Genomic DNA, 20,266 nt, shown 5'->3' on the forward strand with positions numbered 1-20,266 from the left:
CGCCTGCAAGCAGGCGCTTTTTACTTGCCTACCCAGTTATTTTTGACTCTGAACTTATCGGCGCGATTATAGCTGCATGAATAGTTAAACAAACTCCCATCATCCAGTTTTGTCGTTCCCGTGACTTTAAGCATCGGCGAATTTACGGCAACATCCAGCAGCGATGCCAGGGTTTCATCAAAAAGACTGGCCTCAATCACCGAATTATAGAATTTAATCTTCTTGTGGGTGAGTCGCTCAATATATTCATACAATGAACCTTTATCCAGCACCGACGCGGGAATAACCGGAATAACAGCCTGTACGATCCAGGAGTCTTCCACTAATACCGGGACCGTATCGATCAGGCGAACGCGGCGTATCGCGTGGACCTGCGCATCACGGGTAAGATTCAGGGCTTTAATAATATGCTCGGGGGCGGTGATTAGCTGCTGGCTCACCAGGCGGCTGGTGATATTCGCTTTGCTGCCAAATTCGCGCGAGAAACCCAGAAAAGCATCGCTCGGGCCATCGTTAAGGAAATAGACATTCTCGGCGAGGGTATTTGCCACAAACATGCCTTTACCATGGATCCGCTCGATGAAGCCTTCCTGTTCCAGCATATGCATCGATTTTTGAATCGTCACGCGGGTCACGCCATAGACCGGCGCCAGCTCTCGCTCGGAGGGCAGTTTTTCCCCAACCTGATATCGTCCGCTGAGAATATCGTCTTTGATACTGTTTTTTATTTCAATGTATCGGGCAGCCATGGAATGCGCAGTCGTCGGTGAATAAGAGGCTGCCAGTGTATCACCAGAAGTCGCAAGGGCGCGTGCTCGCGCCCCTGTTTTCACTGTTTTTACTGAGAGGCTTCGGCACTTTCCTGCGCCAGTTGCTTTTTCTCCAGCATCTTAAAGAAGGGGAAGTACATCACCGCTGAGATGATAACCATACAGCCTGACCAGATAGCGGCAGGGATATTGCCTCCGGTCGCAAAATAACCGTTGAGGATCGGTGGCATCGTCCAGGGCACAAGCTGCACGGGTTTGCCGATAATGCCGTAAGACATCAACAGCCAGGAGCAGGTACAGATGACCAGCGGCGTGGCGATAAGCGGGAACATCATCAGCGGGTTTAACACCATCGGTACCCCGAAAATCACCGGTTCGTTGATGCAAAACAGCGCCGGGCCGATGGAGACGCGGCCAATGGATTTGTAATAGCGGCTTTTTGATAACAGCATTGCCAGCACTAACCCCATCGTCGCGCCGGAACCGCCCGAGCAGATAAAAATGGTGTAGAAGCCTTCTGCGCTGATATGGGGAATGGGCTGATGTGCGACCCAGGCTTCCGTATTTTCAGCGATAAACTTGAGGAAAATCGGCCCCGTAATCCCGGACAGTACATTAGTGCCATGAATACCGCAGCACCATAACAGAGAGATAAGCGCAACCAGCGTCAGCATTCCCGGCAGCGTATCCAGGCCCATCACCAGCGGGCTCAGAATCGCGGTAAAGAAAGCGTTGATGTCGAAATTTAATACCACCCTCACAACCCAAATCAGCGCCAGGCAGACACAGGCAGGCGCCAGGCTGACAAAAGATTGCAGCACGGCAGGAGGAACGCCGTCTGGCATTTTAATATAGAGCTTGCGGGTGATAAAAAAGCGGACAATATAGACCGTCAGCACCGACAAAATGATGGCGGAAAATAGCCCGGACGCTCCGAAATTGTTGACGTTAATCTTATGATTTTCATCAAGCTGAGACAGCAAAAACACGGCAACGGTAATGCAGGTACAGCTCAACCCGTCCAGCTTATAGTGTTTGGCTAAATCGTAGCTGATCCCGATGGCGGCAATCAGGCCAATGGCGCCAAAGGTCGCCTGCACGGGGATCCCCAGTAACGTGGCATAGTTGCCCAGAAAATCGCTCCAGCCGGGAATCGGCAGGTTGGCGATAATCAGAAAAACACTACCGGCAATGATAAATGGCAGCGTAAAAGCGATACCGTTACGCACGGAAACCAGAATGACGTTATTGCCGATGCGCATTAAAACGGGGACCAGCCGTGCTTCCAGAAAAGTATTCATATTTACTCCCTGTAAATAGCCATGTGATTTACAGCGTGTATTGCGGAAGGAAGTCGCGATTTGCCGCTAAATAATCGCGCAGAATTTTTTCAGCAATCTCTACCGATGGCACCAGCGGGTGCGCCGCCAGCGCCAGCAGCGCCGTGTGCTGATTGCCGGTTATCGCCGCCTCGACCGTTAACTCTTCAAAGGATTTTACGCTCTGAATAAGCCCTTTCACGGCAACGGGCAGGCGACCATAGGCCAGCGGGTGCGCGCCGTTACAGTCGATCATCGAGTTGGTCTCGATCACGGCGTCATCGGGCAGATCCGGGGTCGATCCCTGGTTAGGCGTGTTCACCACGTGGATCTCTCGTTTGTTGTTATAGATTGAGCTGATGATTGAGCAGGCGGTATCGGAGTAAAGCGCACCACCGCGTGCGGAAAGCGCGGCGGGTTTTTCACACAGAGTGGGGTCGCGATAAAGATCAAAGAGTGATTTCTCGATCGCCAGCGATTGTTCGCCACGCGTGCCCACGCCGCGTTCGAGGTCTTCCCGTTCATGCTCGACCATTTCCCGATCGAGATAGAAATACTTCAGGTAAGAGAGGGGATAGAGCTTCAGTGCGCGAATAAAATCAGGCGGTAAGCCGACATCAGGAATATTGTTGAGTTGGTTTGCCCCCACGCCCTGCGCGAGCTTCTCAATAAAATCGTCAGTCAGCTCTTTGCCCTTCACCGTTATCTGGTCGGCGAAAATCAGATGATTTAAGCCCATTACCCTGGCGTACACGTCTTCGCGTTCAACGCCGTAAGCGCCTGCGATATCGCGCATCATGCTGTTCGCGCCGCTGCAGATACCCAATGAGCGAATGGGGCTGTGTTTCGCGAGGGCTTCGGTCACGATACCCGCCGGGTTGGTGAAGTTGATAAGCCATGCATCCGGGCAGTATTTTTCCATTTCCTGGCACAGATCCAGCAGCACAGGGATGGTGCGCTGCGCCTTCATAAATCCGCCAGGGCCGGTGGTTTCCTGGCCTAACACGCCATAGCGCAACGGAATTTTTTCATCCTGAATGCGCGCCGCCAGCTGGCCTACGCGAATCTGGGTGGTCACAAAATCCGCCCCCGCGAGCGCTTCGTCGAGCCGTGTTGTCAGATGAACGGTCATCGCGATCCCCGCCTTTTTGACCATTCTCTGCGCCAGCGCGCCGACAATTTCCAGCTTCTCTTTGCCGGCTTCAATATCCACCAGCCAGTATTCACTGACCGGTAACTCTTTATGACGACGAATAAAACCATCAATTAATTCAGGGGTGTAACCCGATCCACCGCCCAGGGTAACGACTTTCAGCTTTTTCATTTTTCTCTCCATTAACTGGCGTATGCCAGTTTGGGCGAAACATAGCACACACCCTGAAGTGCGCTTCGCGAGATTTGTCACATAATTGATTATTTCATTCAGATATAAAAAAGCCCCGCGCGGAAGGCGCAGGGCGGGGGAGACGCGGCAGGGTTAATCAAGATAAAAAACGTTTTCCAGCTCTGCGCTTACCGGGCTGTTATCCGGGTTGGCGGGCATTACCTCGGTCATATATTTCCACCAACGCTGGCAAACCTCGGTATTCGCCACCGCGTTCCAGCGCGCTTCCGATTCAATTTCCACCGTGGCGAACAGCAGGTTACGTTCTTTATCGAGATAAATCGCGTAATGGTGCGCGCCGTGCGATTTCAGCGTCGCTTCCAGTTCCGGCCAGATTGGGTTATGGCGACGCTGATACTCTTCGTGCGCGTCGGCATGCACCTGCATCACAAAGGCTTTGCGGATCATAACGCCTCCAGATACAGCTCGCGTACTTCATCGCGGCTGGCGGTGCGCGGGTTGCACGGCGCACAGGGGTCAGCCAGCGCTTTATCCAGCCAGCCTTCGATATCTGCTTTCGTTACGCCCAGCTTGCTGAACCCTTCCGGAATGCCAACACGGGCGCTCAGTTGGCGAATGGCGTTGATGGCTTCCATGCTGGCGGCTTCGTCGCTCATTCCCTGGGTATTGACGCCCATAGCCTGCGCGACGCGTGCAAAACGCGCGACCGCATTCGGGCGGTTAAAGTTTTCGATGATCGGCAGCAGGATGGCATTGCACACGCCGTGCGGCAGATTGTGCGTTGCGCCCGGCTGATGCGCCAGTGCGTGCACCAGGCCAAGACCGGCGCTGTTGAACGCCATTCCTGCCAGATACTGACCAAACGCCATCTGCTCGCGGGCTTCCAGGTTATGGCCATCATCGACCGCTTTCGGCAGCCACAAGGTGATCAGACGAATGGCTTCCAGCGCGTTGGCGTCAGTCAGCGGATGCGCGCCAACGGAAACGTAAGCTTCAATCGCGTGGGTCAGCGCATCCATCCCGGTTGCAGCGGTGACGGACGCCGGAATTTCCAGCATCACGCTGGCGTCATCCACGGCGATATCCGGAATAATATTGGAATCGATAATGACCTCTTTCACCTGGCGCGCGGTATCGATGATCACCGCGTTGCTGGTCATCTCGGCGGCGGTGCCTGCGGTGGTGTTAATGGCAACCAGCGGCACGCCGGCATTTTTGACTTTGCCCACGCCGGAGTAGGCGGTAGACGGGCCAGGGTTGGCGGTCAGAATTTTGATCGCTTTGGCGGTGTCGATCGGGCTGCCGCCGCCAAAGGCGATGATGAAATCGCAGCTCGCGTCCTGATACGCCGCAAAGCCTTTTTGTACCAGCGCTTCGGTAGGATTAGGGAACACCTCATCGAAAAGATGGTAAGACATATTCTGCGCATCAAGCGCGGCAAACAGGCTATCCAACAGACCCAGCTTCACCAGTTGCCCATCGGTGACCACCAGCGCTTTGCCCCACTGTTTGTTTGCGACAAGGTTGACCATATCGGCAATCGCGCCCGCGCCGTGCAGGCTGATTTTGGGAAGCGCCAACATAAAGCTCATGATATTTCTCCTTAAATTAAAAGCCCTATGTCCGGCGGCAGCCACTGTCGCCGGGCGTGAGCGGATAGGTTAGAGCGCGAGCGCGCTGGCGAGCGGGGTGACGCCAAAGCGTTTGCCAAGCGCAATCAGCTCTTCACGGGTGATGGTCTGTTTCATGCCGCCCATGGAATAGACTTTCACCAGCACTTCTGCGGATTTCTCGGCGGTATCGATCAAACCAAACGCCTCGTCCAGCGTCGGCCCGCTGCCGAATACCCCGTGGAACGGCCACAGCACCAGCGAATGTTTCTGCATTTCGACGGCAGTCGCCTGGCCGATTTCGTCCGTGCCCGGCACCATCCACGGCAGAATGCCGACGCCGTCCGGGAACACCACCAGACATTCGGTGCTGCCTTCCCACAGCTGACGGGTGATGACGTCGGTTCGATTTTCCAGCACGTAGGTCAGGGCAATCAGGTTGGTGGCGTGGCAGTGCATGATCACGCGATCTTTGCCGTTGGTCGCCTTGATGCGCTCGCAGTGCGACAGGAAGTGGGCCGGTAATTCAGAGGTCGGCACCGCTTCATGGGTTAAGCCCCACAGGATGTGATAGCCCGCGCCATCGCTGTCTACTTTTACCACGCCGATGTTGGCAGCCGGATCAAGCTGAACGTTGCGGAAGAATTTACCGGAACCGGTGACGATAAACGGCGTATTCGCCAGCAGAGGCATCGGCTGGCTGAGCGCGATATAGCGCGGTTCTTTATGGAAATCAGCCTCGTAAGGGGCGATGTCGGCTTCGTCCAGACGCAGCGTCAGGTTACCGCCGTTGCGTTCATCCCAGCCTTTCAGCCAGGCGTCAGAGGTGGCTTTGATCATGCCCTGGACGAACCAGGATTGAGTGATGGATTGCATAGTCTTCGTGTTCCTGTTCTTGCCCGATGGCGCAGTGCTTATCGGACATTCGTGTTTGGTATTTTTGCCCGATGGCGCTGCGCTTATCGGGCCTACGGTGTTCGGCAGCATTTGTAGGCCGGATAAGCGAAGCGCCATCCGGCGATGATGTGTTAGCCGCGTTTACTCAAAATCTCTTTTTCATACGCACGTACGTTCTCCAGCCACTGGCTGCCCGCAGGCGTGTCGTGGCGCTGGCAATACATCTCCCACACCGCCTGCCACGGCAGGGATTTCTGCTCTTCCAGCAGCGCCAGGCGCGCGGTGTAATCGCCTTCCGCTTCCAGCTTGCGCAGCTCATCCACGGGTTCGAGCAGGGCGCGCAGCAGGGCTTTCTTCATGTTGCGGGTACCGATAACCCACGCCGCGATGCGGTTGATGGACGCATCAAAGAAGTCGAGGCCGATGTGCACGCGGTCGAACAGATCGTTACGCACGATTTCGCTGGCGATAGCCTGCGTTTCGTCATCCAGCAGCACCACGTGGTCGCTATCCCAGCGCACCGGGCGGCTGACGTGCAGCAGCAGACGCGGCACGTACAGCATGGCGGAGGAGATTTTGTCGGAGATCACCTCCGTTGGATGGAAGTGGCCCGCATCCAGACACAGCGCGGTCTGACGGCTGGCGGCGTAGCCCATGTAGAACTCGTTGGAGCCCACGGTGTAGCTTTCTGCGCCGATACCGAACAGCTTGCTCTCAACCGCATCAATGTGGTGCGCCGGGTCCAGTTTTTCGCTAATCACTTCATCCAGCGCATTGAGCAGACGCTGACGCGGTGCCAGACGGTCGACGGTGATGTCTTTCATGCCGTCCGGGATCCAGATATTCATCACCGACGGCGTGCCCAGTTGCTCGCCGAAGTAAGCGGAGATGCGGCGGCTGGCCTTGCAGTGATCGATCCAGAACTGACGAATTTTTGCATCCGGATGAGAGAGCGTGAAACCGTCGGCGCTCAGCGGATGCGAGAAGCAGGACGGGTTAAAATCGAGACCCAGCTGATTCGCTTTCGCCCACTCCACCCAGTTTTTAAAGTGTTCCGGCTTGATTTTGTCGCGGGAAACCGGCGTGTCAGATTCCAGATAAATAGCGTGCAGATTCAGACGTTTTGGCCCAGGAATCAGGCTCAACGCCTGTTCCAGATCGGCACGCAGTTCCGTTGCGTTGCGCGCTTTTCCCGGGTAGTTACCCGTCGCCTGAATACCGCCGGTCAGGTTACCTTCCGGGTTTTCGAAACCGGCGACATCATCGCCCTGCCAGCAGTGCATAGATACCGGCAGACGGTCGAGCTGACGCAGGGTCTCTTCGACGTCGATGCCAATGGCGGAATAACGCTGTTTCGCCAGTTCCCAGGCTTGTTCAAGTTGAGTGGTCATGCGCAAAGCTCCTTTGTCAGTCGTTTTTGCTGAAACTGCGCAACGTAGCGGGCAATTTCATTTTCAAGATTCGGGGTGAAGGTGGTCAGGCCGTAGTTGCCGGTCACCACCTGACGGAAATCATCTACCGTGCCCAGTTCTTCCAGCGTCATCAGCTGCACGCCGATATTGCCGAGCGTGGAGGCCTCAATCGGGCCCGCCACCACCGTCACGCCGCAGGCGTCGGCACATAGCTGGTTGAGTAGGTGGTTCTGGCAACCGCCGCCGACGACATGCAACTGGCTGAACGGTTTGCCGCGCAGGCGCGCCAGTTCGTGCAGAATGTCGGCGTAAAGCAGGGCAAGGCTGTCGAAAATACAGCGCGCCAGCTCGGCAGGGCGCTGCGGCACCGGCTGCGAGGTCTCGCGGCAGGCGGCCTGAATTTCGGCGCTCATGTTGTCCGGGTTGATAAAACGGTCTTCATTGGGGTTGATCAGGAAACGGCAGGCGCTAAGTTGCTCCGTTTCTGCAATCAATGCAGGCAGATCAGTAATGTTCTGCTCTTTAATCACACGCTGAAGCAGCCATAGCCCCATGATGTTTTTCAGCACCCGATAACGCCCTTCTGCGCCGCCTTCGTTAGTGATATTGGCTGCCAGCGCATACTCGCTGGTATACGGCGTGGTGCTTTCAAAACCCATCAGTGACCAGGTACCGGAAGAGAGATAAGCGGCGTCTTTATTCGCCAGCGGCGAAGCAATAACGGCGCTTGCTGTGTCATGGCTCGCGACGGCCACCACCGGAATGTTGTTGCCCAGCGGGCAAATCCAGTGACCGATCACGTTGCCAGGATGCGTCGGCGTACCGAACCATTTTGGCGATGCGCCGGTCCAGTTCAGCAGGTCCTCATCCCAGTTATCGGTCTGAATATTGACCAGCTGCGTGGTGGTGGCGTTGGTGTATTCCCAGTTCATCTTGCCGGTAAGGCGATAGCTGAAGTAATCGGGGATCAGCAGGGCATGCGCCACTTCGGCGGCCACTTCCGGCTGCTGTTCAACCAATGCGCGTAGCTGATAGAGCGTATTAAACGGCAGGAACTGAATTCCGCTGCGGCGATAGATTTGCGCTTTTCCGAGCTGTTCAATCGCCCGCGCCATCACGCCGTCGGTGCGGCTGTCGCGATAAGAGACCGGCAGGCCAACGCGCTGACCGTCGCGGTTAAGCAGAACGTAATCCACGCCCCAGGTGTCGATGCCGATGCTGTCGATCAGGATGCCCTGTTCGCACACCTTGTTCAGGCCGGTGCGGATCTCCGCCTCAAGCCCGTCGATATCCCAGGTATCAAATCCATCCTGTTTTTGCAGGCAGTTCACGAAACGGTGGATTTCGTGCAGTGAGAGTGTGTGTTGCCCGGAGTCGTAGCGGGCAAGCATCACGCGTCCGCTGGATGCCCCTAAATCGACGGCCACACAATGGCGAAGAGTCATGGCTGGAGTCCTTCTTAATGTCATTGGACCCAGTCTAAGAAGCGCGTACGAACGTGACCTTCTCATCACTGACAGCAAAATGGGCGGCTGGCAAGAAAGCAAAGGTAGACGTGAGAGAGCTCACAATTTCCGCCAATTGCCCCGTATTGCGCGGGTGTGACGCCCTCCGCAATTCCCAATCTTTCCCGGCCTTTCTTGAAAAAACGACCGGGTTTGCGCTCTTTGTTGTCTAAATTTTAAGGTGAGGTCAGCCACCCCCGATTACTATCCTGATAACTTTTCTCATTTAGTGGGGGCGTTATGACCGTATTGCACAGTGTGGATTTTTTCCGTTCAGGGCGATTACCTGTAGCGATTGAACCGCGACTTCCGCAGCCCGCTTTTCCTGAGCATCATCATGATTTTCATGAAATTGTGATTGTTGAGCAGGGGACCGGTATTCATGTTTTCAATGGTCAGCCGCATACCATTTGCGGAGGCACAGTCTGTTTTGTTCGCGATACGGATCGCCATCTTTATGAGCACACCGATAATCTTTGTCTGACCAATGTCCTTTACCGCTCGCCGGAAGCGTTCCAGTTTCTTTCCGGGCTCGATCAACTGTTACCGCAGGAAACGGAAGGTAATTATCCCTCCCACTGGCGCGTGAGCCAGAGCACCCTGCAACAGGTGCGCTTTATCCTTGAGCAGATGGCGCAGGTGGATGACAACATGGACGCGGCGACGCTCGCCAACCGCGAAATTCTCTTTATGCAACTGCTGGTCCTGCTGCGTCGTGGAACGCAGGTGGCAGGCAACGTCGATAACGACGCGCGCCTGAACCAGTTGATGGCCTGGCTGGAAGATCATTTTGCCGAAGATGTCTGCTGGGAAGCGCTGGCCGAGCAGTTTTCGCTGTCGCTGCGCACGCTCCATCGCCAGCTTAAACACTCGACGGGCCTGACGCCGCAGCGTTATCTCAATCGCCTGCGCTTGATTAAGGCCCGCCATCTGCTGCGCCACAGCGACGAAAGCGTAACGGACATTGCCTATCACTGCGGTTTTGGCGACAGCAATCACTTTTCCACTCTGTTCCGCCGGGAATTTAACTGGTCGCCGCGCGATATCCGCCAGGGCCGCGATGCCACCTTGCAGTAACGCGGCGGCTATCAACGTTTTCTCAGCGTAGAACTGCGACAATAGTGCGTTATAGGTCGTGAGGTATGGCTGTGTCGGGTCACTTAGTTCTGCGAAAAGAGGAATTCTTTGCCCGCCCCGGGCAGGCGGTGGCGGTCGCCGATCGTTATCCGCAAAATGTCTTTGCGGAGCACACCCATGAATTTTGCGAGCTGGTGCTGGTCTGGCGCGGAAACGGCCTGCATATGCTCAACGATCGGCCTTATCGCATCACTCGGGGCGATCTCTTCTACATTCGCGCGGAAGATAAACACTCCTACGCCTCGGTTAACGATCTGGTTTTACAGAATATTATCTACTGCCCAGAGCGGCTGAAGCTTAATCTGGACTGGCAAAACTACCTGCCCGGCCTGAACGGCAGCGCCTGGACGCCGCACTGGCGCATTGGCAGCAACGGAATGACCCAGACGCGGCAAATCATCACCCAACTGGAACATGAAAGCCGCAAAGATGAACCGCTGGCGAATGAAATGGCCGAGTTGCTCTTCGCCCAACTGGTGGTCTCTTTCAAACGCTACCGTTACGCCACCGATAATCTGGAAGCGACGCAAAGCGAAGCGTTGCTCGACCGATTGCTGAGCGCCCTCGCCGGAAGCCTGAACCGCCCTTTCTCACTCGATCTGTTTTGTTCACAGGAAGGTTGCAGCGAACGCGCGCTGCGTCAGCAGTTTCGCCAACAGACGGGCATGACGGTAAATCACTATCTGCGCCAGCTGCGCATCTGCCACGCGCAGTATTTGTTGCAGCATACAGATTTGATGATCGGAGAGGTGGCGATGCAGTGCGGTTTTGAGGACAGTAACTACTTTTCGGTGGTGTTTAACCGCGAAGTGGGGATGACGCCAGGTCAGTGGCGTCATCGTAGCGGAGTGGTTGCCTGATTAGCTGGCCATACCCAGCCCAACAATATTCGCCGCGATGATAATCACCACGCAGCCGACGCTCAGCACGCCGACCGGACGGCGACCTGCATTGGTCCACTCTTTCAATACCAGCCCAACCAGACCGCCGCACAGCACATAGAAGCTCATGTGCAACATCCAGCTGATGTATTCATACTGTGCCGGAATTTTGGCGTGGCCCCAGGCGTAGAAGAAGAACTGTAAGTACCACATCAGGCCGCCCAGGGCGGAGAGCAATACGTTGGTGATGATCAGCGGTTTTGCCAACGAGAAGTCAGCTTTTACCGACAGAGTTTTCACTTTTGCCAGACGAATGAAGCAGAAACCGAGGTTAATCAGCGCGCCGCCGCCCATGATGACCACATAGCTTGGCAACGCGACGTAAAGAGGGTCAACGCCCAGCGCAGCCGCCGCTTCGTGCATCGGTTTTGCCGCACTCATCGCGAATGACATCCCCGCTGAGAAGATGCCGCACATCACTGCCAGCACCAGCCCTTTCTTGAGGTTAAAGTCTTCCGCTTTAATGCCCATGTTGCGCTCTTTCAACTGGCCCGCGCGGGTGACGATGCCAACGCCAATCAAGGCTACCAGCACGCCCAGCAGCGTCATGCGGCCGCCTTTGGTGTTGATCAGCACATCAAAGTTACCGTTCAGAATCGGCGTCATCAGGGTGCCGACAATCAGCGTAATGCCAATCGCTATCCCGATGCCCATCGACATGCCGAGATAGCGCATCGTCAGGCCATAGTTGATATTGCCGATGCCCCACATCGCGCCGAAGAGAAAGACCGGCATCAGGGTTGAGGCGCTAAAAGAGCCGTAATAGGCCCAGAAATCGGGTAACAGCAGGGCGCTGATTGTCCAGGGAAGGATAAGCCACGACACGGTGCCGCCAACGGACCACATCGTCTCCCAGGACCAGTGTTTGACCTTCTTGAAAGGGGCATAGAAACAGGCTGCACTGGCTGCGCCTATCAAATGCCAGAAAATGCCCATCATAATCGCATTATTCATTATTGTTTCCTCAACGGGTTGTTGTTGGTTCAGGCTTCCTGCCAACCCGTTGAGCTTAAAAAGTATGCGATTTAATAACCTTCCGGTAATTGCCACAGAGATTCAAAAAATGACCATCAGAGCAATGTCCTAGTGAGTGGCTTCACACTTTTACATTCTGTGTAAAAAGCGAGGCGGTTGTGCCTTTTTCATTGATAGGCAACGTGTTTATGACCTGTAAGTCCCGTAAAATCAGCCACATAACAAAAAGTTATAACCTTATAAAAACTACGGCATTGATAATCATTTTCAATATCATTTAATTAACTATAATGAACCAACTGCTTACGCGGCGTTAACACTTTGCCGCCCGACAATAATGGAGAAGATTATGAGCTATACCCTGCCATCACTGCCTTATGCATACGATGCCCTGGAACCGCACTTCGATAAGCAGACGATGGAAATCCATCACACTAAACACCACCAGACTTACGTGAATAACGCGAATACCGCGCTGGAAAGCCTGCCGGAGTTCGCTTCCCTGTCTGCTGAAGAACTGATCACCAAACTGGACCAGATCCCGGCTGAAAAAAGAACGTTCCTGCGCAACAACGCCGGCGGCCACGCTAACCACAGCCTGTTCTGGAAAGGCCTGAAAAAAGGCACCACCCTGCAGGGTGACCTGAAAGCGGCTATCGAGCGCGATTTCGGTTCCGTTGATAAATTCAAAGAAGAATTCGAAAAAGCGGCTGCAACCCGTTTCGGTTCAGGTTGGGCATGGCTGGTGCTGAAAGGCGACAAACTGGCTGTGGTTTCTACCGCTAACCAGGATTCCCCGCTGATGGGTGAAGCTATCTCTGGCGCATCTGGCTTCCCGATTGTGGGCCTGGACGTTTGGGAACACGCTTACTACCTGAAATTCCAGAACCGCCGCCCGGACTACATCAAAGAGTTCTGGAACGTGGTGAACTGGGACGAAGCTGCTGCACGTTTCGCGGCTAAAAAATAAGTTATTTTCCATAGCCTTGCCGTAAGGTGAGGTACGAAAGCCTCCGTAGGATAAGCCAGCGGGGGCTTTTTTTTATCTGCAATCCATATAAGAAACGCGATCCCGTAAAAAATGAAATATTGTTTTAATTTGTATGTTGGATCACTTTTATTTGTACGATGAATGTCTAGCATCTCATCATCGAAGACGAGTTTTTCAGGCCGTTTCAGAAAAACCCGCCAGGCAAAAAATTAGCGATCCTGGATGAGGATGATGACGATGCAAATTAAACGTGCGATAGAAAAAATTCCGGGCGGCATGATGCTGGTGCCACTGTTTTTAGGAGCGCTTTGCCACACTTTCTCTCCGGGCGCAGGTAAATATTTTGGCTCATTCACCAATGGGATGATCACCGGAACGGTACCCATACTGGCGGTATGGTTTTTCTGTATGGGCGCATCCATCAAACTTAGCGCGACCGGAACGGTGCTGCGTAAATCGGGTACGCTGGTCATCACCAAAATTCTGGTCGCCTGGGTTGTCGCTGCGGTGACCTCTCGCTTGCTGCCTGTTCACGGCGTTGAAGTGGGATTCTTTGCCGGGTTATCAACGCTGGCTCTGGTCGCCTCGATGGATATGACCAACGGCGGGCTTTACGCGTCTATCATGCAGCAGTACGGCACCAAAGAGGAATCGGGCGCGTTTGTATTGATGTCGCTGGAGTCCGGCCCGCTGATGACGATGATTATTCTCGGCACGGCGGGGATCGCCTCGTTTGAACCGCATGTGTTTGTTGGCGCGGTATTGCCGTTCCTGATTGGTTTTGCGCTCGGTAATCTTGACCCTGAGCTGCGCGATTTCTTTACCAAAGCGGTGCAGACGCTGATTCCCTTCTTCGCTTTTGCGCTGGGTAATACCATCGATTTAAGCGTTATTGCGCAGACGGGCTTACTGGGGATTCTGCTGGGCGTGGCGGTGATTATTATCACCGGTATCCCACTGATGCTGGCGGATAAATTCATCGGCGGTGGTGACGGTACAGCGGGTATTGCCGCGTCCAGTTCAGCGGGCGCAGCCGTCGCTACGCCGGTGTTGATTGCGGAGATGGTACCGGCGTTTAAACCGATGGCGCCAGCCGCCACATCGCTGGTCGCAACGTCGGTAATTGTGACCTCGATTCTGGTGCCGATTGTTACCTCCATCTGGTCTCGCTATGCGAAAGCGGAAAGAGTGCAGATGGACTTACGTCACCGCGTGAAATAGCTTTTGCGCGGAGAAACCGGCCTTCATGGCCGGTTTTTTAATAGCAAAAAAAGATTGAATTTCCCCCTGCAACCAGCGAGCCTTTAGGCAGTGATTTCCGTGTAACAGGGTGACGAAATGCATTATCCGGTTGAGGTTTTTATTGGCACCATCCGCGACTACGACGGTAGCCGCCCGAGTGCGATTGCTAAGGTGCAGGTAGACGGCGAGCTGACGCTGACCGAACTGGGGCTGGCGGGTGATGAGCAGGCAGAGAAAAAAATTCACGGTGGGCCGGATCGTGCGCTGTGCCACTATCCTCGCGAGCATTACGCCGAGTGGATGCGCGAATTTCCCGATCAGGCCGATCTCTTCTATGCGCCCGCGTTTGGCGAAAATCTTTCAACGCACGGTTTGACGGAAAAAGAGGCTTTTATCGGCGATATCTTCCGCTGGGGCGAGGCGTTGATTCAAATCAGCCAGCCGCGTTCACCGTGCTTTAAGCTGAACTACCATTTTGGCATTGCCGATATCTCTTCGCAGATGCAAAGCCGTGGCAAAGTGGGCTGGTTGTATCGCGTGGTCGCGCCGGGGCAGGTGTCGAGCGATGCGCCGCTGGAGCTGGTTTCACGGCTAAGTGATGTTTCCGTGCATGAAGCGGCAGCGATTGCGTGGCATATGCCGTTTGATGAAGAGCAGTATCATCGGTTGATGTCGGCTGCGGGGCTGTCAGTAAGCTGGACAAGAACGATGCAGAAGCGGGTACTTAGCGGCAAGATAGAGGATAATTCGCGGAGATTGTGGGGGAAGTAATTTAAAACTACGCCGGATGGCGCTGCGCTTATCCGGCCTACACGCATCTGTAGGCCCGGTAAGCGAAGCGCCACCGGGCGTGGCGCCGATTAGGTCCGCTTATACAATGGCAACCAAATCGTTAACCGCAACCCGCCGAGCGGGCTGTCATCAGCCTTAACCCAGCCGCGATGCTGCTGAATAGCGGCTTCAACAATCGCCAGGCCAAGCCCGGTGCCGCCGGATTCACGGTCGCGTGCTTCATCGGTGCGATAGAACGGACGGAAGATTTGCTCTCTGTCCTCCGGGCTGACACCCGGGCCATCATCGTCAACATTCACGGTGACGCCGTCTTTATCAACCGAAAATGCCACGGCGATTTTGGTATGCGAATAACGCAGGGCATTGCGGACGATGTTTTCCAGCGCGCTTTCCAGCGCATTCGGGTTACCGTACAGCGGCCATGGCCCTGGCGGATAATCGATGCTGAAAGATTTACCCATCTGCTCGGCTTCAAATGCGGCGTTGTCCAGCACTTCGCCCCACAGTTGGTTGGCCTTCATCGTCTCGCTGACCAGCGCGTTATTTGCCTGATTACGCGACATCACCAGCAGATCGTTGATCATGCTGTCCAGACGCTGCGCTTCGGTTTCAATACGCTCCAGCTCTTTGCTCTCTCCGCTGCGGCGGCGCAATAATGCGGTACCCAGTTGCAAACGCGTTAACGGCGTGCGCAACTCGTGAGAGATATCAGAAAGCAGACGTTGCTGCGCCGTCATCATGCGTTCCAGCGCCGTCACCATCTGGTTAAAGCTGGCGCCTGCGGCTAAAAACTCCTGCGGGCCGGCCTCCAGTTCAGGATGCTGACGCAGGTTCCCCTGGGCGACTTCATCGGCGGCGTTTTTCAGCTTACGCGCCGGTTTTGCCAGGCTCCACGCCAGCCATAACAGCAGCGGCGAGCTGACTAACATCGTCACGATAAGCAGCAATAACGGGCGGTCAAACAGCAGGTTGATAAAATCGGACTGCGAGCTGCTGGCAGGTCGAATCAGGTATAACTGGTAGTTATCTTCCCCATCGCGGATGGAGAACGGGCCAACCAGCTCAACGCGGCCATATTTTTTCTTTTGCGGGTGATCTGAGTTATCTGATTGCCCGATAAAGTTGCGAATGATCTGCATTTCGCTGCGTTCTGCGCCAATCACGCGGCCTTCGCTGGTCACCAGCAGAAGGCGCTGGCCGGGCGGCGCCCACTTATCAATGGCACGGAACAGACGACGCCACCACATCAAATCGTTCGGTGGGTCGGCCGCCAGCTCTTCTTCAACGTGCTGCTCAATCATCATGCCCTGGCGCTGTTCGCTGTCCAGCAGCTCGGTCATCTGACGAGAATCGAGCTTCGGTAGCATCAGAACCAGCATCAGCACCAGCGCCAGCGTTAACCAGAAAATGGCGAAGATGCGTGCGGTCAAACTTCCTATCATGAAGCCGACACCATCAGATAACCGCGACCACGCAGGGTTTTAAACCACGGATGCCCATCTTTACGTTCCGGCAGTTTGCGGCGCAGGTTAGAGATGTGCATGTCGATAGCGCGGTCGAACGGGGTCAAGCGCTTGCCCAGCACTTCCTGGCTCAGATGTTCACGAGAAACTACCTGGCCGAGATGCTGTGCCAGCAGATAAAGCAGGGTGAATTCAGTGCCGGTCAGTTCAAGGACCTGCCCATCAAAGCTGGCTTCCTGACGGCCCGGGTTCAGGCTCAGGGAATCAACTTCAACGGTTGGGGAACCGACGTCGCTGTTTTGCTGCTGTTCGCTCCAGTGGGAACGACGCAGAATCGCACGTATACGCGCAACCAGCTCGCGATCGTTAAACGGCTTAGGCAAGTAGTCATCTGCGCCCAGTTCAAGGCCCAGAACGCGATCCAGCTCGCTTCCGCGCGCGGTAAGCATAATAACGGGGGTCTGGTGTGTCTGACGAAGCTCTTTAAGCGTGTCGATACCGTTTTTCTTCGGCATCATCACATCGAGCAAAAGCAGGTCGATGCTGTCGTCCAGAAGTGCCAGCGCCTGTTCACCGTCATGGGCTACCAGAACGTTGAACCCTTCCATGTCGAGCAACTCCTTTAACAAGGAAGTGAGCTCGCGGTCATCATCAACTAATAAAATTTTATTCATATTTTAAATACCTCCGAGGCAGAAATTACGTCATCAAGGCCCGCTAATCCATGACTTTACGTTGTTTTACACCCCCTGACGCATGTTTGCAGCCTGAATCGTAAACTGTCTCTCGTTGAATCGCGACACAAAAGTTTTTGGGAGCAAGTGATGCGCAATGTTATCGCTGCCGTCATGGCCTCAACACTGGCGCTAAGTGCTTATAGCCAGGCAGCTGAAGTCGTCACCAGCGTTAACTGGCACCCCGCTGAGGGTAGCACGCAGCGTAGCAGTCAGGGTCATATGTTTGACGGCATAAGTTTAACCGAACATCAACGTCAGCAGATGCGAGATCTGATGCAACGTGCCCGGCATGACCAGCCACCCGTTAATGTTAGCGAAGTCGAGACGATGCATCGTCTCATCACAGCAGAAAAATTTGATGAAGCCGCTGTACGCGCTCAGGCAGAAAAAATGGCGCAGGAGCAGGTTGCACGCCAGGTAGAAATGGCGAAAGTGCGCAACCAGATGTATCGCCTGCTAACGCCAGAGCAGCAAGCGGCTTTAAATGAGAAACACCAGCAACGTATGGATCAGTTGCGTGAGGTTGCCGGGATGCAGAAAAACCCAACGACAATGTTATTTAGTAGTACCCGTAGCAACCAGTAACAAACCCTGTTTTTCCTTGCCATAGACACCATCCCTGTCTTCCCCCACATGATGTGGGGGTTTTTTTTTGCCCAAATTTTGCCACCGCCTCCGCTATACTAGCCGCAGAATGAATGGCAGGAGCGTTTATGAATCAATCATATGGCCAGCTCATCAGCCGCGCAGCGCTTGCCGCGACGGTGATGGCCTCTGTGTTACTTTTGATTAAAATTTTTGCATGGTGGTACACCGGTTCCGTCAGTATTCTGGCGGCGTTGGTGGATTCCCTGGTGGATATCGCGGCGTCGTTGACTAACCTGTGGGTGGTGCGTTATTCGCTGCAACCCGCTGATGATGAACACACTTTCGGCCACGGCAAAGCTGAATCTCTGGCGGCGCTGGCGCAGAGCATGTTTATCTCCGGTTCGGCGCTGTTCCTGTTTTTAACAGGCATTCAGCACCTGGCACAGCCGCAGGTGATGAATAAACCGGGTATTGGCGTCATTGTCACCCTCATTGCGTTGGTGAGTACGTTAGTGCTGGTTTCGTTCCAGCGTTGGGTGGTGCGGAGAACGCAAAGTCAGGCGGTAAGGGCGGATATGCTTCATTATCAGTCTGATGTTATGATGAACGGTGCAATTTTGGTCGCGCTGGGGCTCTCCTGGTACGGCTGGCATCGCGCAGATGCGCTGTTTGCTTTAGGAATTGGCATCTATATTTTATATAGCGCATTACGTATGGGTTATGAGGCGGTTCAGTCTTTGTTGGATCGCGCATTACCCGACGGAGAACGTCAGGAAATTATCGACATCGTGACCGCCTGGCCTGGGGTAAGCGGTGCACACGATCTCAGAACGCGGCAGTCAGGGCCGACCCGCTTTATTCAGATCCATCTGGAAATGGAAGATAACCTACCCCTGGTTCAGGCACATGTGATTGCCGAACAGGTGGAGCAGGCTATTTTGCGTCGCTTCCCCGGATCCGATGTGATTATTCACCAGGATCCGTGCTCAGTTGTCCCGGATGGTGGCAGGAGCGTTTGAACTTTCGTAAGTCGTTGTAAAAGTGTGGGGTCGATCGGCATTTTTTGTTCAAATAACCGCCATTCGGCCTGACCTGAATCAATTCAGCACGAAGCACTTGATATACTATCTGTAATAAGGTCGTTCTCTCCCTACAGGGAGCGCTTCGGGCAGAAGAATTAATTATTAGCATTCCTAAGTTCAGAGGTAGTCATGATTAAGAAAATCGGTGTGTTGACAAGCGGCGGTGATGCGCCGGGTATGAACGCTGCCATTCGTGGTGTTGTGCGCGCTGCGTTAACGGAAGGTCTGGAAGTTTTTGGTATCTATGACGGTTACCTGGGTCTGTATGAAGACCGTATGGTTCAACTCGACCGTTACAGCGTCTCCGATATGATCAACCGTGGCGGTACCTTCCTCGGTTCAGCGCGTTTCCCGGAATTCCGTGATGAGAATATCCGCGCTGTGGCTATCGAAAACATGAAAAAACGCGGTCTGGACGCGCTGGTTGTTATCGGCGGTGACGGTTCCTACATGGGCGCCATGCGTCTGACCGAAATGGGATTCCCGTGCATCGGCCTGCCGGGCACCATCGACAACGATATCAAGGGCACTGACTACACCATCGGTTTCTTCACCGCACTGAGCACCGTGGTTGAAGCGATTGACCGCCTGCGTGACACCTCTTCTTCTCACCAGCGTATCTCTGTTGTGGAAGTCATGGGCCGTTACTGCGGAGACCTGACCCTGGCGGCAGCGATTGCCGGTGGTTGTGAATTCGTGGTTCTGCCGGAAGTTGAGTTTAACCGTGACGATCTGGTGAATGAAATCAAAGCCGGCATCGCGAAAGGTAAAAAACACGCAATCGTCGCCATCACTGAACACATGTGTGATATCGACGAGCTGGCGCATTTCATTGAGAAAGAAACCGGCCGTGAAACCCGTGCAACCGTTCTGGGCCACATCCAGCGCGGCGGCTCCCCGGTGCCTTACGACCGTATTCTGGCTTCCCGCATGGGCGCATACGCCATTGAACTGCTGCAGCAGGGCTTCGGTGGCCGCTGCGTCGGTATTCAGAACGAAAAACTGGTTCACCATGACATCATTGACGCCATCGAAAATATGAAGCGTCCGTTCAAAGGTGACTGGTTAGACTGCGCGAAAATGCTGTACTGATTCGCGTGGGTTAACCGAGGGCGTACTGCCCGACGTAATAAAATGGCCTTCCCTTCCGGGAGGGCTTTTTTTTGACTTAATTTTAGCGCGGTGATAGTTCGAATAATTTTCGCATCACTATGATTAAGGGTGGTGTGGGGAAAAGAGACGAGGTTGATAAGTCAGGGCAAAAAGGGAGCATTTTGGCGGAAGATCACAGGAGTCGAACCTGCCCGGGACCGCTGGCGGCCCCAACTGGATTTGAAGTCCAGCCACCTCACCGGAGATGACGATCTTCCGCGCCTCGATTGCTACATGGAGGCGGGGCGCATTATAGCTACTTTCAGGCATTTACCACATCTTTTAATGCACCTTTTTTGGATTCATTT

The 20,266-nt window shown here is 54.4% G+C and carries 19 protein-coding genes and 1 tRNA gene; 8 read left to right on the forward strand and 12 right to left on the reverse strand.

From position 1 onward, the window contains the following. Window positions 1–20: 20 nt before the first annotated feature. The 8 genes from G163CM_RS18210 to rhaB all read right to left on the reverse strand — a co-directional run bounded on the left by G163CM_RS18210 (window position 21) and on the right by rhaB (window position 8,798). On the reverse strand, window positions 21–749 hold the full coding sequence (locus tag G163CM_RS18210; protein ID WP_231825865.1) for a GntR family transcriptional regulator: 729 nt from the start codon (window positions 747–749) through the stop codon (window positions 21–23). 89 nt (window positions 750–838) lie between these two features. Then, a complete protein-coding gene (locus G163CM_RS18215) occupies window positions 839–2,071 on the reverse strand; it encodes a PTS sugar transporter subunit IIC (RefSeq protein ID WP_231825866.1) in 1,233 nt (410 codons plus the stop codon). A 28-nt stretch (window positions 2,072–2,099) separates the two neighbouring features. After that, entirely contained in the window at window positions 2,100–3,413 is a 1,314-nt protein-coding gene (locus G163CM_RS18220) for a 6-phospho-beta-glucosidase (protein WP_231825868.1), read from the reverse strand. Between the two features lie 153 nt (window positions 3,414–3,566). Continuing rightward, window positions 3,567–3,881, reverse strand: coding sequence for an L-rhamnose mutarotase (gene rhaM, locus G163CM_RS18225; protein ID WP_231825870.1), 315 nt, complete (start codon window positions 3,879–3,881; stop codon window positions 3,567–3,569). Further along, window positions 3,878–5,026 carry a lactaldehyde reductase gene (gene fucO / locus G163CM_RS18230; protein ID WP_231825871.1) on the reverse strand — a complete coding sequence of 383 codons (1,149 nt, stop codon included), beginning with the start codon at window positions 5,024–5,026 and terminating at the stop codon, window positions 3,878–3,880. Before fucO ends, rhaM begins: the two co-directional genes overlap by 4 nt. 69 nt (window positions 5,027–5,095) lie before the next feature. After that, window positions 5,096–5,920 (reverse strand): rhamnulose-1-phosphate aldolase, encoded by an 825-nt coding sequence (gene rhaD, locus G163CM_RS18235; protein ID WP_231825874.1) that lies wholly within the window; start codon window positions 5,918–5,920, stop codon window positions 5,096–5,098. A gap of 152 nt (window positions 5,921–6,072) precedes the next feature. Further along, the gene (gene rhaA / locus G163CM_RS18240) at window positions 6,073–7,332 is read right to left on the reverse strand and encodes an L-rhamnose isomerase (protein ID WP_231825875.1); all 1,260 of its coding nucleotides are present in this window, start codon (window positions 7,330–7,332) and stop codon (window positions 6,073–6,075) included. Further along, the gene (rhaB, locus tag G163CM_RS18245; protein WP_231825876.1) at window positions 7,329–8,798 is read right to left on the reverse strand and encodes a rhamnulokinase; all 1,470 of its coding nucleotides are present in this window, start codon (window positions 8,796–8,798) and stop codon (window positions 7,329–7,331) included. The genes rhaA and rhaB overlap by 4 nt, the downstream gene beginning before the upstream one ends. A gap of 300 nt (window positions 8,799–9,098) precedes the next feature. On the opposite strand from rhaB, the gene rhaS reads away from it, so the two are divergent. After that, window positions 9,099–9,935, forward strand: a complete 837-nt coding sequence (gene rhaS / locus G163CM_RS18250; protein ID WP_231825877.1) for an HTH-type transcriptional activator RhaS — start codon at window positions 9,099–9,101, stop codon at window positions 9,933–9,935. A gap of 71 nt (window positions 9,936–10,006) precedes the next feature. Next, window positions 10,007–10,855, forward strand: a complete 849-nt coding sequence (gene rhaR, locus G163CM_RS18255; RefSeq protein WP_231825878.1) for an HTH-type transcriptional activator RhaR — start codon at window positions 10,007–10,009, stop codon at window positions 10,853–10,855. Here rhaR and rhaT read toward each other — a convergent pair whose 3' ends face one another. After that, window positions 10,856–11,890 carry an L-rhamnose/proton symporter RhaT gene (rhaT, locus tag G163CM_RS18260; RefSeq protein ID WP_231825879.1) on the reverse strand — a complete coding sequence of 345 codons (1,035 nt, stop codon included), beginning with the start codon at window positions 11,888–11,890 and terminating at the stop codon, window positions 10,856–10,858. 370 nt (window positions 11,891–12,260) lie between these two features. On the opposite strand from rhaT, the gene sodA reads away from it, so the two are divergent. The 3 genes from sodA (at window position 12,261) to yiiM (ending at window position 14,915) form a co-directional block, all read left to right on the forward strand. Beyond that, window positions 12,261–12,881 carry a superoxide dismutase [Mn] gene (gene sodA, locus G163CM_RS18265; protein ID WP_015966516.1) on the forward strand — a complete coding sequence of 207 codons (621 nt, stop codon included), beginning with the start codon at window positions 12,261–12,263 and terminating at the stop codon, window positions 12,879–12,881. Between the two features lie 258 nt (window positions 12,882–13,139). Further along, window positions 13,140–14,123 (forward strand): 2-keto-3-deoxygluconate transporter, encoded by a 984-nt coding sequence (gene kdgT, locus G163CM_RS18270; RefSeq protein WP_231825880.1) that lies wholly within the window; start codon window positions 13,140–13,142, stop codon window positions 14,121–14,123. A gap of 117 nt (window positions 14,124–14,240) precedes the next feature. Further along, window positions 14,241–14,915: a 6-hydroxyaminopurine reductase gene (yiiM, locus tag G163CM_RS18275; RefSeq protein WP_231825881.1), complete on the forward strand. Its 675-nt coding sequence runs from the start codon at window positions 14,241–14,243 to the stop codon at window positions 14,913–14,915. A gap of 89 nt (window positions 14,916–15,004) precedes the next feature. Here yiiM and cpxA read toward each other — a convergent pair whose 3' ends face one another. Then, window positions 15,005–16,378, reverse strand: coding sequence for an envelope stress sensor histidine kinase CpxA (gene cpxA / locus G163CM_RS18280; protein WP_231825882.1), 1,374 nt, complete (start codon window positions 16,376–16,378; stop codon window positions 15,005–15,007). Further along, entirely contained in the window at window positions 16,375–17,073 is a 699-nt protein-coding gene (gene cpxR / locus G163CM_RS18285) for an envelope stress response regulator transcription factor CpxR (protein ID WP_015966513.1), read from the reverse strand. Before cpxR ends, cpxA begins: the two co-directional genes overlap by 4 nt. Window positions 17,074–17,223: 150 nt before the next feature. Here cpxR and cpxP point away from each other — a divergent pair, with 150 nt between their 5' ends. From cpxP to pfkA, 3 genes are all read left to right on the forward strand, one after another. After that, entirely contained in the window at window positions 17,224–17,721 is a 498-nt protein-coding gene (cpxP, locus tag G163CM_RS18290) for a cell-envelope stress modulator CpxP (RefSeq protein WP_231825883.1), read from the forward strand. A gap of 128 nt (window positions 17,722–17,849) precedes the next feature. Beyond that, entirely contained in the window at window positions 17,850–18,743 is an 894-nt protein-coding gene (fieF, locus tag G163CM_RS18295) for a CDF family cation-efflux transporter FieF (protein WP_015966511.1), read from the forward strand. Between the two features lie 192 nt (window positions 18,744–18,935). Further along, the gene (gene pfkA / locus G163CM_RS18300) at window positions 18,936–19,898 is read left to right on the forward strand and encodes a 6-phosphofructokinase (RefSeq protein ID WP_231825884.1); all 963 of its coding nucleotides are present in this window, start codon (window positions 18,936–18,938) and stop codon (window positions 19,896–19,898) included. A 183-nt stretch (window positions 19,899–20,081) separates the two neighbouring features. On the opposite strand, the gene G163CM_RS18305 is transcribed toward pfkA, so the two are convergent. After that, window positions 20,082–20,176, reverse strand: a tRNA-Sec gene (locus G163CM_RS18305). Between the last annotated feature and the right edge of the window lie 90 nt (window positions 20,177–20,266).

The organism is Pseudocitrobacter corydidari (assembly GCF_021172065.1).
Classification (GTDB): Bacteria; Pseudomonadota; Gammaproteobacteria; order Enterobacterales; family Enterobacteriaceae; genus Pseudocitrobacter; species Pseudocitrobacter corydidari.

Coding starts and splice junctions, on each gene's coding strand:
- G163CM_RS18210 (WP_231825865.1), bottom strand. CDS start 749: ATGGCTGCCCGATACATTGAAATAAAAAACAGTATCAAAGACGATATT.
- G163CM_RS18215 (WP_231825866.1), bottom strand. CDS start 2,071: ATGAATACTTTTCTGGAAGCACGGCTGGTCCCCGTTTTAATGCGCATC.
- G163CM_RS18220 (WP_231825868.1), bottom strand. CDS start 3,413: ATGAAAAAGCTGAAAGTCGTTACCCTGGGCGGTGGATCGGGTTACACC.
- rhaM (WP_231825870.1), bottom strand. CDS start 3,881: ATGATCCGCAAAGCCTTTGTGATGCAGGTGCATGCCGACGCGCACGAA.
- fucO (WP_231825871.1), bottom strand. CDS start 5,026: ATGAGCTTTATGTTGGCGCTTCCCAAAATCAGCCTGCACGGCGCGGGC.
- rhaD (WP_231825874.1), bottom strand. CDS start 5,920: ATGCAATCCATCACTCAATCCTGGTTCGTCCAGGGCATGATCAAAGCC.
- rhaA (WP_231825875.1), bottom strand. CDS start 7,332: ATGACCACTCAACTTGAACAAGCCTGGGAACTGGCGAAACAGCGTTAT.
- rhaB (WP_231825876.1), bottom strand. CDS start 8,798: ATGACTCTTCGCCATTGTGTGGCCGTCGATTTAGGGGCATCCAGCGGA.
- rhaS (WP_231825877.1), top strand. CDS start 9,099: ATGACCGTATTGCACAGTGTGGATTTTTTCCGTTCAGGGCGATTACCT.
- rhaT (WP_231825879.1), bottom strand. CDS start 11,890: ATGAATAATGCGATTATGATGGGCATTTTCTGGCATTTGATAGGCGCA.
- sodA (WP_015966516.1), top strand. CDS start 12,261: ATGAGCTATACCCTGCCATCACTGCCTTATGCATACGATGCCCTGGAA.
- kdgT (WP_231825880.1), top strand. CDS start 13,140: ATGCAAATTAAACGTGCGATAGAAAAAATTCCGGGCGGCATGATGCTG.
- yiiM (WP_231825881.1), top strand. CDS start 14,241: ATGCATTATCCGGTTGAGGTTTTTATTGGCACCATCCGCGACTACGAC.
- cpxA (WP_231825882.1), bottom strand. CDS start 16,378: ATGATAGGAAGTTTGACCGCACGCATCTTCGCCATTTTCTGGTTAACG.
- cpxR (WP_015966513.1), bottom strand. CDS start 17,073: ATGAATAAAATTTTATTAGTTGATGATGACCGCGAGCTCACTTCCTTG.
- cpxP (WP_231825883.1), top strand. CDS start 17,224: ATGCGCAATGTTATCGCTGCCGTCATGGCCTCAACACTGGCGCTAAGT.
- fieF (WP_015966511.1), top strand. CDS start 17,850: ATGAATCAATCATATGGCCAGCTCATCAGCCGCGCAGCGCTTGCCGCG.
- pfkA (WP_231825884.1), top strand. CDS start 18,936: ATGATTAAGAAAATCGGTGTGTTGACAAGCGGCGGTGATGCGCCGGGT.